8 protein-coding genes are annotated in these 11,503 nt (G+C 71.3%); 2 read left to right on the forward strand and 6 right to left on the reverse strand.

What is annotated here, in order from left to right; all coding sequences use genetic code 11:
• The first annotated feature begins 91 nt into the window (after positions 1-91).
• Positions 92-2,890 (forward strand): helix-turn-helix transcriptional regulator, encoded by a 2,799-nt coding sequence (locus DFR72_RS10840; protein WP_143086580.1) that lies wholly within the window; start codon positions 92-94, stop codon positions 2,888-2,890.
• 4 nt (positions 2,891-2,894) lie between these two features.
• Here DFR72_RS10840 and DFR72_RS10845 read toward each other — a convergent pair whose 3' ends face one another.
• From DFR72_RS10845 to DFR72_RS10855, 3 genes are read right to left on the reverse strand one after another with little or no spacing between them, the layout of a single operon-like run.
• Entirely contained in the window at positions 2,895-4,073 is a 1,179-nt protein-coding gene (locus DFR72_RS10845) for a cytochrome P450 (protein WP_090062913.1), read from the reverse strand.
• Positions 4,070-5,671, reverse strand: a complete 1,602-nt coding sequence (locus DFR72_RS10850) for an FAD-dependent monooxygenase (protein ID WP_090062911.1) — start codon at positions 5,669-5,671, stop codon at positions 4,070-4,072. The genes DFR72_RS10845 and DFR72_RS10850 overlap by 4 nt, the downstream gene beginning before the upstream one ends.
• A complete protein-coding gene (locus tag DFR72_RS10855; protein WP_090062910.1) occupies positions 5,668-7,173 on the reverse strand; it encodes a flavin monoamine oxidase family protein in 1,506 nt (501 codons plus the stop codon). The genes DFR72_RS10850 and DFR72_RS10855 overlap by 4 nt, the downstream gene beginning before the upstream one ends.
• 190 nt (positions 7,174-7,363) lie before the next feature.
• Between DFR72_RS10855 and DFR72_RS10860 the strand changes: the two genes are divergently transcribed.
• The gene (locus tag DFR72_RS10860; RefSeq protein ID WP_170176207.1) at positions 7,364-8,158 is read left to right on the forward strand and encodes an alpha/beta hydrolase; all 795 of its coding nucleotides are present in this window, start codon (positions 7,364-7,366) and stop codon (positions 8,156-8,158) included.
• Positions 8,159-8,216: 58 nt separating this feature from the next.
• Here the strand turns inward: DFR72_RS10860 and DFR72_RS10865 are convergent, their stop codons facing one another.
• The 3 genes from DFR72_RS10865 to DFR72_RS10875 are packed head-to-tail and all read right to left on the reverse strand — an operon-like array spanning position 8,217 to position 11,487.
• Positions 8,217-8,699, reverse strand: a complete 483-nt coding sequence (locus DFR72_RS10865; protein ID WP_245982780.1) for a flavin reductase family protein — start codon at positions 8,697-8,699, stop codon at positions 8,217-8,219.
• Positions 8,696-9,934 carry a cation:proton antiporter gene (locus DFR72_RS10870; RefSeq protein ID WP_245982781.1) on the reverse strand — a complete coding sequence of 413 codons (1,239 nt, stop codon included), beginning with the start codon at positions 9,932-9,934 and terminating at the stop codon, positions 8,696-8,698. Before DFR72_RS10870 ends, DFR72_RS10865 begins: the two co-directional genes overlap by 4 nt.
• Positions 9,935-9,939: 5 nt before the next feature.
• Positions 9,940-11,487, reverse strand: coding sequence for a tryptophan halogenase family protein (locus DFR72_RS10875; protein ID WP_090062903.1), 1,548 nt, complete (start codon positions 11,485-11,487; stop codon positions 9,940-9,942).
• Positions 11,488-11,503 lie beyond the last annotated feature (16 nt).

Below are 11,503 nucleotides of genomic sequence, written 5' to 3' on the forward strand. Positions count from 1 at the left end.
GTCTCGATTCTTTGTCGGGTGGCGAAGAGTTTCAAGACAACGATGACATGGGTCGTTGCCGGTCCGGACAACACGCATAGGAGAGTTCGGCGTGTCTCAAAGGAATCTGGAAGACAACCTCGATCGCTCACGCGTGCCCGGCATCAGGGTGGTCGCACCACCGCACGGTCGGGAGGCCGAGCTGCGCGTGGTCGAGGACGTGATCTCCACGATCGAGGCGGGCGCGCGGGCCAACGTCGTCGTGCTGCAGTCCGATCAGGGTTCCGGGAAGACGTGGTTGCTGGAGAGGGTCGCGGCGCTGGCGGCACGGCGTGGGTTCGCCGTTGTGGACGGCATGTCGCCGTCCGTCGCCACCGGCCGGCCCGTCTCGCTGGTCGGCGGTCGCACCGTGCGGGGCGAGGACGACCGCATCGCCGTGCTCGCGGCCGGGTGTGAGGCGCAGGTCTGCGGTCGTCTGCGGAACGAGCCCGTGCTGGTGGTCCTGGACGACGTGCACTGGGTGGAACCGGCGTTGTTGCACGCGATCGGCCTGGTGATGGCCAAGCTCGGTGCGGCACCCGTGTTGTGGGTGTTCGCGCTGGACACGGCGCACGCGGAGTCGGCGAACGGCCAGCTGCTGCACTCGCTGGTCCGCCGGCAGCGCGTGCAGCGGCTCGGCCCTCTGGAGCGGTTGTCCGGCGCCGCCGTGGTCAGTCTGGTCCAAGGCCTGACCGGGGCCACGCCCGATCCGGACGTCATCGCGTTGTGCGAGAGTGTGGGCGGCGAACCCCAGTCCGTCGTGGACCTCGTGCTCGCCCTGCGGCAGGAGCAGTCACTCGTCGTCAACGGCGGTGTGGTCGAGCTCGCGGACGGTGCGTTGACGACGGACGTGCCGTCGAGGGTCGAGGCCGAACCAGGCGCGCGGCTGCCGGCGGCCTTCGTGCGCATGGTCCGTTCCCGGCTGGGGCGGCTGTCGCTGCGGTGCCGGGAGGTGTTGCAGGTCGCGGCGGTGCTCGGCGACAGGTTCCCCCCGCAGGACCTCGCCGAGATGCTGGGCGAACGGACTTCGCACCTGCTGGGACCCTTGCAGGAGGCCATTCGCGCCGGCGTGATCGACAGTGACGGGGACGAGTTCACCTTCCACCGCGAACCCGTGTGGCTGGTCGTCCTCGGCACCGTGCCCGCGTTGTTGCGCTCGTTGCTGCACCGGCAGGCGGCCACGATGCTGGTCGAGCAGGGACGTGCCGACGCCGCCGCCGTGCACGTGGTCCACTTCGTCAAGCCGGGCGACGAGGACGCGCTCCGGATCATCCGCGACGCCGCGGCCGGATTGCTTCCCACCGCACCGCGGACCGCCGCCGCGCTCGCGATCCGCGGCCTGGAGATCGCGCCGCCCGGCAGCGACGACCGGCTGGTCCTGGCGACCTCTGCCGTCGCCGCGCTGGTGCGGATGGGCAACCTCGGTGCCGCGGTGGACCTCGCGACGGAACAGCTCGGCACGTGCGGCGAGAGCGCGTCCTCCTCGCTGCGGACCTGGCTCGCGACGGCGTTGATGCTGCGCGGTGACGAGTCGGCGGCGCAGGGCGTGCTCGCCGGCGGGGGAGACACCCGCGATCCGTTGCCGGACCTCTTGCTGCTCAACACCTTCTCCGGTGAGGAACGACGTGAGGTCGTCGCGATGGCGGAGCGGGTGCTGGCCGAACCCGGCTCCCACGGCGACGCGGTGCGGGCGGCCGCGCTCACCGTTCGCGCGCGGGTGAGGTGGCGGGAGGGCGAGTTGAGCGAGGCGCTGGCGACCGCGGAGGAGGCCATCGCGGTGCAACCGGGCCTGCCCGAGGTCTGCCAGGTGGATCCGCTGTGGATGCGGGCGTGGATGCTCACGAGGGTGCGCAGGCTCGATGACGCCTTCGAGACGGCGGAGCAGGCGCGTCGAGTGATCGACGAGCACAACCTGGGTGTGCTCGTGTCCCTCCCGCTGGCCCTGCGGGCGGAGGTGCGTCTGGTCCAGGGTGACCTGGCCGCCGCGGAGGCCGACGCGACAGCGGGTCTGCGGGCGGCGGAACGAGCCGGCACGTCCGTGTACGAACCGCAGTTGCGGGCGGTGCTGGTGATGGTGTCGCTGCGGCGAGGTGATCTGGCGGCGGCGACGCGGCACCTGCGCCGCCTGGAGGACCGCGTGCCCGGTGGGCCGCCGGTTCTGTTGCGGTGCCTGCTGTCCGCGCTGCTCACCGCCGCCGGGCGCGGAGTGCGCGAGGCGATGGGGGAGCTGCGGGAGGTGGTCGGGGACGCGTGCTCACGCCGGCGGCTCGTCCTGGAGGACCCGTCGTCGACGTCGTGGGTGGTGCGCACGGCGCTGGGCGCGGGGGAGGCCGACCACGCCGAGCTGGTGGTCGTGACAGCCGAGGAGATCGCCGCGGGCAACCCCGGGCACTCCGCGTTCGCCGCGGCGGCCCGGCACGGCCGGGCGCTGCTCGAGGACGACGTCACGGGCCTCGCCGGTCTGGAGGACCTCTACGGCGAGGACGTCTGGGCAGCGGCGTCGCTGGTCGAGGACAGGGGGTCGATGCTGCGCGCCGAGGACCGCGATCGAGCCATGTCCGAGCTCGACCAGGCGATGGAGCGTTACGACGACCTGGGCGCGGCGTGGGACGCGGCAAGGGTGCGGCGCAAGCTCCGCCGGCTGGGGGTACGGCGGCGGCACTGGAACCACGAGACCCGTCCCGACTCCGGCTGGGAGAGCCTCACCACCGCTGAGGGAAAGGTCGCGGCACTCGTCGCGCAGGGCATGACCAACCAGCAGGTGGCCACGGGGTTGTTCGTCTCCCCGCACACCGTCGGGTTCCACCTCCGGCAGATCTACCGCAAACTGGGCATCAGGTCGCGTGTCGACCTGGCCCGCATCGCTCCGTGAGCCGTCATCCCGACCTGGTCACGACGACACTGTGCGGACCGTGGAAGACGATGTCGTGCGGGAACTTCACACTGTCCACCGCGTAGTCGCCCAGCGCCGGGAGGAGCGCGCCGAGCCCGATCTCCAGCTCGGCGCGCGCCAGCGCGGCGCCGAGGCAGTAGTGGATGCCGAGGCCGAAGCCCGTGTTGCGGCCACCGGCACGACGCAGGTCGAGCGAATCCGGTGCGGCGAACCGGGCGGGGTCGCGGTTCGCCGCACCGAGCATCACCATCACCTTGCTGCCGGCCGGAATCGTCACGCCCGCGACGTCGGCGTCGCGGTGCGCCCAGCGCCCGACGGCCTGCACGGGCGGGTCGAAGCGCACCAGTTCCTCGACGGCCGCGGCGGTGACGCCGCGGCGCAGCTCCGCCCGCGCCTCGGGCCGCGACGCCAGTGCCAGCACCGACTTGCTCAGCACGTTGGTCGTCGTCTCGTGCCCGGCGGTCATCAGGTGCACGCAGGTACCGACGATCTCGTCCGACGACACCGGCTCGCCACGGGTCTGGGCCGACACCATCAGCGACACCAGGTCGTCACCGGGCTCGAACCGCAGCGTCCGCACCAGCGCGAGGAAGTAGTCCCGCAGCTCCTGAGCGGCACGGTCGGCGACGGCGTGCGCGTCCGGGTTCGCCGCGGCCCTGACGCTGCTCGCCTCCTGCAGGTCGACCGCTCTGTCCCGCAGCCACCCCGCGTCCTCGCGCGGTACGCCGAGCAGTTCGGAGATGACCAGGATCGGCAGGGGCGCGGAGAACCTCTCCACCAGGTCGAACGTCACCGGCAGGTCGGTGAGCAGGGTTCGGGCGATCTCGGCGATCCGCGGACGGAGGTTCCTCACCACGGCGGGTGAGAACTCCTTGTTCAGCACCGATCGCAGCTCGGTGTGCCGCGGTGGGTCGAGGAAGACCAGCCAGTTCTCCACGAGCGTGCGCAATGCCGACGGCACCGACACGGGGCTCCCGCCGCCCGACGGCGAGCGGCGGCCGAAGGCGGAACCGGTCAGCACCTCGACCGCGGCGTCGTGGCCGAACACGTACCAGGTGCCGTCGGCGAGGTGCAGGGGACCGTTCGCCAGGTAGCGGGCGAACACCGGGAAGGGGTTGTGCAGGTCCTCGTCCGTCCAGTTCTTCAGGGAGAACGGCTTCAACGCGCACCTCCGCGCACGGTGTCCGCGATCGTCCCGGCGTCCGCGGGCAGCTCGGTTCCCCGCCAGGCCACGTGCCCGTCCGGCCGCACCAGGACGAACGGCCGTTCGTAGGCGTGCGCGATCTCCGGCGAGTCCAGGCACTCCGCGCGGAACGGGATCCCCCGCGACTCGAACGCCTTCGCGAACGGCGCCAGGCGTGCGGAGTTCTCGAAGTGCACCAGCACGAACCCGTCTCCGAAGAGGTCCAGAGTGGACACGCCGTCCTTCACCCACGCGTGCGGTGCGCGGGACCCCGGCCGGCTGTTCGGCCTGCGGTCCTGCAGGTTCTCCGCCGTCGGGTCGTCGACTACCAGCGCCGATCCGGCATAGGTGAAACCGAGGTGGATCTCCGGCGCGTCGAACTCGCGGGCCACCCCGCCGCGCTGGAGCCCTTCGCTGATCTTCGACCGCATCGCCGCGCCCTGCTCGGTGTCGTCGTTCAGGAACGGCGGCACCTCGCGGCGCATCGCCCGTTCCAGGTTGCGGTTCGCCTCCTCCAGGCCCTCGAACGCGACCGGCTGACGCTCCCGCGTGTAGCTGTCGAGCAGGTCCGGGCCCGCCCACCCGCGCAGCTCGGCCGCGAGCTTCCAACCGAGGTCCGCGGCACCGCAGATGCCGGTGTTCATGCCGAACCCACCCGACGGCGACAGCGTGTGCGCGGCGTCCCCGACGAGGAAGACCCGGCCGGAGCGGAAGTCCTCGGCGACCCGGTGCACCAGGTGCCACTCGTTGTCGGACACCACCTCCACCGGCGTGTCGAACACGATCGCCCTGCGCACCAAGGTCTCGGCCTCCTGCAACGACTCGGGTGAGCCCTGCAGCCCGACCGTCATCCGGTACAGCTCCCGGCCGTCCAGCGCGCGGACCGGGAAGCGCAGTGCGGAGGAGATCATGAGGTAGTAGAAGTTGGCGGCCTGGTCGCCGAGCCGCTCGCGCAGTTCGGGCGCGCGGAACAGGACGTTGCGGAAGACCAGCGCGTCGTGGACGGCGGGAGCCGCGATGCCGAGGTGCTTGCGGATCGGCGAGCTCGCGCCGTCGCAGGCGATCAGGTACTGCGCGCGCACCTCGGTGCCGTCGCTCAGCACCGCGTGAACGCCGGTGTCGTCCTGCGTGAACGACTCCAGGCGCGTGCTCATCCGCACCGGTCCGTCGGGGTGGACGCCCAGAGCCCCGCGCATCAGCGGACCGAGCCAGTGCTGCGGGCAGATCGCGTCCGGCTCCGGGGTGTGCCGGAAGTCCGGTCTGGTGCCCATCGTGTGGCGGGGGAGGCGGTAGAGCTCGTGTCCGCCGATCCTGGTGGTCCACACGCAGTCGAGCGGGTGGTCCTCGGGCCAGCCGGAGTGGCGGACGGCGTCCGCGACACCCCAGCGGCGGAAGAACTCCATGGACCGGGGCCCGATGCTGGACACCTTGGGATGACCGACCGTGCCGTCGCCGGCCTCGACCAGGACGAAGTCCACGCCACGCGAGCGCAGTTCCAGCGCGGTGGCCATGCCGGTCGGCCCGCCGCCGACGATGATCACTTCGGTCTCGAGCACGTCGTTCTCCACCGGGTTCATGCCGCGCCACCCCGCATGCGCCGGTACCCGGTCGCCACGAGCGGGCGTTCGGCCGGAGCGGCGGCGTGGACGTCCTGTGCCGCCGCGAGGCCGGACTCGATCGCACCCTCGATCCACGCCGGGTAGGTCGAGCAGTGCTCGCCGGCGAAGAACAACGTGCCCTGCGGCTTGGCCGCCAGCGCCCGTTCCTCCTCGGCCGTCGCGGCGTCCTTGCTCCACCGCACCGACGCGGCGCCCATGCTGGAGAAGTCCTCGCCCCAGGCCTGGGTCACCACGTCGAGCACCATTCCCGGCCTCTTCAGCTCGGGGTGGATCCTGCTGAGCTCGTCGAGCACGACGCGTTCCCGCTCCTGCGGCGAGAACCGCGTCAGCGCGTCGGAGTCCGGGCCGATCGTGTAGCTCGCGAGCAGGGCCGCGCCGAGTCGCGGGTCGCTCTCGACCGGTGGGTAGTAGGTCTGGCGCACCAGGCCGCCGGTGAACGAGCCACCGCCGCTGATGCCGTCGCCCTCCCAGAACGCGTCCTGGCAGTGCACCGCGATCTTGGTGGCGGGCCAGTACTGCATGTCGTGCACGGTCGCGACCTTGTCGTCGTCCAGCCCGCTGAGGTTCATCCGCCGCACGACCGAGAACGGCACGGTGCACAGCACGTAGTCGCAGTGGCTCGCGACGACGTTCAGGCCGCGCCGCGTCTCGACCACCACGCCGTCGGGCCGTACGTGCAGCCCGACGACCTGGCGGCCGCGGTGGACCGGGCCGCGCAGGCTCCCGGCCAGCCTGACGGTGATCTGGTCCATCCCGCCTTCGAGCCGGAACAGCGCCGACGACGTCTCGACGGTGATGTCGTCGAAGAAGTGCGCGAGACGGCTGCTCCCGGCGAACTTCGGGTTGCCCGCGAAGAACCGGTTGACGTCGAGCCTTTCGACGCCGCCGGTGCTCACGAAGAACGGCCGCACGTCGATGCCGTCGAGCAGGTCGAGCAGTTCCAGGTTCAGGTCGCTGTGCAGGTTCGTGCGGAACGCGCCGGGCGCCACGGCGGTCACGCTCGCGGTCAGCCAGGTCGCCGCGAGCACGGACTCCTCGCGGTACTCGCCGGGAGGCAGGCCGCGGCGGAACTCCTCGACGAGCACCGAGGTCGCGTCGCGCACTCGCAGGTGCCCGGTGCAGGTCTCCAGGTAGCTGGAGTCGTCGGAGAACAGCGTGCGGAACTGCCGCACCCTGTCGCTCAGCCCCAGCAGGTCGATCCACTGCATGGTTCGGTGGTGCGAGGCGGGGATGCGCATGGCGCCGAGCTCGGCGAGCGGGCCCCTGCCGACGAACGAGTGCGTGCGCACCCGGCCACCGACCTCCAGCCGCGCCTCCAGCACCTCGACGCTGTGGCCGAGGCGTTCCAGCTCGTGCGCCGCCACCAGGCCCGCGACGCCCGCGCCGAGGACGGTCACCCGCTTCGGGCGTTGCGGCCAGTGTTGTCCGCCCGAGAGGACGTTCGTGTGCACCGGACTCATGAACGGAATCGTGCCGCCGGCGGCCCTGCGCCCACATCCCCCGCAACACCTGTGGCTCAAGTGGTTCCGCGTGCCCAACCCACTCGCCGGAGCAGTTCACACCGCGCGACAGAACGGTTTCCGGCGGCCAGGGGTCTTCCACGCCGTCCACGCAGGACACTGGCGCCACACTCTTCCGAGGAGGCCCGTCATGCCAGTGCCCACCGTCGACGTCGTCCCGCGAACGACAACGGTGCGGGGACACGACGGCCTGAAGCTGGCCGCGACCGCTGTGGTGCCCGTCGGTGAACCACGTTGCACGGCCCTGCTGCTGCACGGCGAAGGTGCCGACCGCGACCAGGGCGGGTTCTACGGCCGCCTGGCCTCGGAGCTGGCCGGGCACGGCGTGGCCTCCCTGCGCGTCGACCTTCCCGGACACGGTGACAGCGAAGGCGCGCAGGAGGAGCTGAGCCTGTCCGGGCTGCTGAACGTCATCAGCGCGGGGCTGACCCACCTGCGCGAGAACGTGGCACCAGGTCCGGCGGCGCTCGTCGCGACCGGGCTGACCGGCGGTGTCGCCGCCGGCTACGCCGCCCGGCGGGGCGACGAGGTGGAGAACCTCGTGCTGTACAACCCGCTGATCGACTACCAGGAGCACTTCGCCGACGCGAACCCCGCGTGGTCGGGAGGATTCCTCGGCGCGGAGGCCGGCCGCGCGCTGCTCGCCGACGGGCACCTGCGTGTCTCGGACACCTTCGTGGTCGGGCGCGCGATGCTCAACGAGGTCTTCTGGCTGCAGCCGCGCGGGGTGCTGCCGGTGATCACCGCGCCGACCCTCGTCGTGCACCGCGCCGGCCCGTCGGGTGCACCGGTGTCGTCCTCGCGCAGCGCGGTGGAGGCGCTCACGTGCCCGAGCCGCCTGGTGGAGATCGGGCCACCGGTGGAGGCGCACTGGCAGGCCCCGGCGATCCGGGTGACGACGGAGTGGCTCCTGCGCTCACGCTGACGCGCAACGAGAACTGGCCTCTCACCGCAACCGGTGAGAGGCCAGTTCTCGTTGCGCGTCAAGCGATCTGCGGCCAGGACGCGTACCGGCGCAGCCCGTAGAGCAGCGGCTGGGAGGCTGAGCGGTGCACGACCGTGTGGACCTTGCCGAACACCACCACGTGCGTGCCGGTGCGGTGCATGTGGTCCACCACGCAGTCCGCCGCCGCGTGCGCGTCGTCCACCAGGTGCGGCCCGCCGAGGGACGTGGGACGTTCCCACGCCACCTGCCGGAAGCGGTCCGGGTCACCCGACGAGAACAGCTCCGCGGCCGGACGCGCCTCGTGGTGCAACAGGTTCACCGTGAAGGAACCGGTGCGCGCCAACGCGTCCAGCGTCGGGCTGCTGTACCGCAGGCACACCAGCAACGTCGGCGGGTCCACCGACACGCTCGACAGCGAAGACAGGGTCATCCCCCACGGCTCACCGTCCTGACCGAAGGTCGTCACCACGGCCACACCGGTCGGGAAAGCGGCCATGAGCCCGCGGAACTGTTCTGTCACACCAAGACCTCCTCCCGTGCCGCCCCGGCGCGCCGGGTGATCACGTCCAGCAGCGGACCCGTGAGCGCGGTGGTCACCAGCGCCATCACCAGCAGCGCGACGAACAGCCCCGGCGTGAGCAGACCGGCGGTGAACGCGATCTGGAGCACCACGATCTCGGTGAGCCCGCGCGTGTTGACGAGCACGCCGATCCGCAGCGACGTGACCGCGTCCTCGCCGCCCCAGCGCGCCCCGGCGTACCCGCCGCCGATCTTGCCGATGATGCCGAGCGCGAGCGCCAGGGCGACGCCGATCCACGGGAACGCCGACACCCCGCTGGTGGACAGCGTCGTCCCCGCCACCACGAAGAACACCGGCACGAACGCCCTGCCCACCCGGCTGACCAGTGCGACGACCCGCGACCACGCCTCGTCGCGCGGCACCACCACGCCGGCCAGGAACGCGCCGAAGATCGCCGTGAGCCCGAGGGAGTGCACCGCCGTGCCCGCGGCGAGTGCCACCACCGCGAGGACGAGAGCGGTCGTGCGCGGCCTTTCCACCGCGACGCTCCCGACGCGCTCCGACCCGAGCGCCCGGCGACCGAGCCACGCGATCACCACGCCCACGCCGATGGTCGCGAACGCGAGCCACACGCCACCGAGGCCACCCGCGGTCAGACCCAGCGCCACGGTCAGCAGCAGCCAGGCCGGCGTGTCGATCAGCACCGACGCCATCATCGACAGCCCGGAGGCGCGCCCCAGGTCCGACCGCTCCTCCAGGATGCGCGCGAGCACGGGCACCGCCGTGACGGACATGGCCACCGCGAGCACCAGCACCAGCGCGGCCGTCGGAGCGGTGCCGCGCACCTCGGCGGGCGCGAGCCAGACGGCCCAGGCGGCGAAGGCGAGACCGGTCAGCAACGGCAGCGCGAAGGCGCCGGCCGTGATCCGGCCGAGCGCCTTGCAGCGCCACCCGCCCGTGACACCGCGGTCGAGGTGGTGCACCACACCGATGAGGAAGAGCACCAGCCCGGCCTCGCCGATCTGTTCGAGCACAGCGGTGACGTCGGCCGGCAGGACCGCGGTGAAGAGGCTCTTGCCGAACGCGGCCAGCAGCACCGGCCCGAGCAGGACGCTCAACGCGATCTCACCGATCACGGTGGGCATCCGCAGCGCCCGTGCCATCACCCGGCCGAGCGCCGCGACCGCGAAGAACGCGGCCAGGAGCGCGACGAGGTGGATCCCGTTCAGCACCACCGCGCTCACCTCGCGCGGTGCAACTGGGCGAAGTACTCGTACTGCGTGGGCAGCGTGCGGGCGAGCTCGGCGGCCTGCTCGCCCACGAGCTTGAACTCGTGCTGGGCAGGCGCGGCGTCCATGAGTCCGAGCGCGGGCGACGACTTCAGGTCGAGGCCGCCGAGGCCGAGCAGCATGCAGACGTAGGAGTAGGACTCGAACCCGTGGTAGTGCGGGAAGACCGACTCGTTGTCGGGCAGCCGGGTCTGCCAGCGCTCCAGCCGCTCGGCCAGACCGTCGGGGAGAGCACGGGTCTTGGTGTCCTTCCAGTACTGGTTGTCCTGGCGCTTGGCGGCGTAGTAGTGGACGACGAGGAACTCCCGCACGCCGTCCATCACGTTGTTGACGAGCTTGTTGTAGGCCGTGCGCAGCCCGTCGTCCCAGCGCTCGTCCGGGAAGTGCTTCACCAGCTGCTCGATGGCGTGCTGGATGAAGAAGATGCCGGTCGACTCCAGCGGCTCGACGAAGCCGCTCGACAACCCGACCGCCACGCAGTTGTTCACCCAGTGCCGATTGCTGCGGCCGATGCGCATCTTGATGTGGTTCGCGTCAGCGTGCTCGGCGGCCGGCCCCACGAAAGCCCGCAACGTGCGTTCGGCCTCCTCCGGGGAGATGTAGTCACCGGCGTAGACGTAGCCGGTGCCGATGCGGTCGAACAGCGGGATCGTCCAGATCCAGCCGGCCTCCTGCGCGGTGGCCGTCGTGCACGGCCGCAGTCCCCGGTTCTCCATGTCCTGCGGCACGCGCAACGCCACCGCGCTGTCGTTGGGCAGGGAGTCCTGGTAGGACTGGAACGGCTCGGCGAGCGCCTTGCCCAGCAACAGGCTGCGGAAACCGGTGCAGTCGATGAACAGGTCGCCGGTGAGGTTCCCGCTCTCCTTGGTGACCACGTGGCTGATCCAGCCGCGGTCGTCCAGCGCCACGTCCTGCACGTCGTCGAGGACGTGCTTCACACCCCGCGCGACCGCGTAGTCGCGGAGGTAGTTCGCGACCAGCGCCGCGTCGAAGTGGTAGGCGTAGGGGAACTGGGTGGTCTGCTCGGTCAGCGTCGTGCGGTAGGCGCTGCGCCCGCCCAGGCCACCCTCGAACAGCTCGCCGTTCAGCTGCCGCGGTGACTTCAGGTCGTCGCACAGCGTGCCGACCAGGAAGCAGTCCTTGTCGAACCGGTCGGACCTGGGTTCGCGCAACCACCAGTCCGTCAGGGGGAAGCCGTCGACGACCCGTTGACGCTCGAACGGGTGGTAGAAGTGGTGTCCCGGCTCGCGCCAGTTCTCGAACCGGATGGCGAGCTTGTAGGTGGCGTTGCAGGCGGGCATCCACTCCTTCTCCTCGAGACCGAGGTACTCGAAGAAGTGCCGGACGGTGCTGAACGTCGCCTCGCCGACGCCGATCGCGCCGACGCGCTTCGACTCGACGAGCGTCACGCCGACCCGGTCGCCGAACGCGGCTGTCAGGTAGGACGCGGTCATCCAGCCGGCCGTTCCGCCGCCGACCACCACTACGTTCTTCAACATCTTCGGCCATACCTCC

It is taken from the genome of Lentzea flaviverrucosa (assembly GCF_003350445.1).
GTDB lineage: Bacteria > Actinomycetota > Actinomycetes > Mycobacteriales > Pseudonocardiaceae > Lentzea > Lentzea californiensis.

What these genes read in the sequence shown, in the direction of transcription:
- DFR72_RS10850 (WP_090062911.1), bottom strand. Translation starts at nt 5,671, where the DNA reads ATGAACCCGGTGGAGAACGACGTGCTCGAGACCGAAGTGATCATCGTC.
- DFR72_RS10855 (WP_090062910.1), bottom strand. Translation starts at nt 7,173, where the DNA reads ATGAGTCCGGTGCACACGAACGTCCTCTCGGGCGGACAACACTGGCCG.
- DFR72_RS10860 (WP_170176207.1), top strand. Translation starts at nt 7,364, where the DNA reads ATGCCAGTGCCCACCGTCGACGTCGTCCCGCGAACGACAACGGTGCGG.
- DFR72_RS10875 (WP_090062903.1), bottom strand. Translation starts at nt 11,487, where the DNA reads ATGTTGAAGAACGTAGTGGTGGTCGGCGGCGGAACGGCCGGCTGGATG.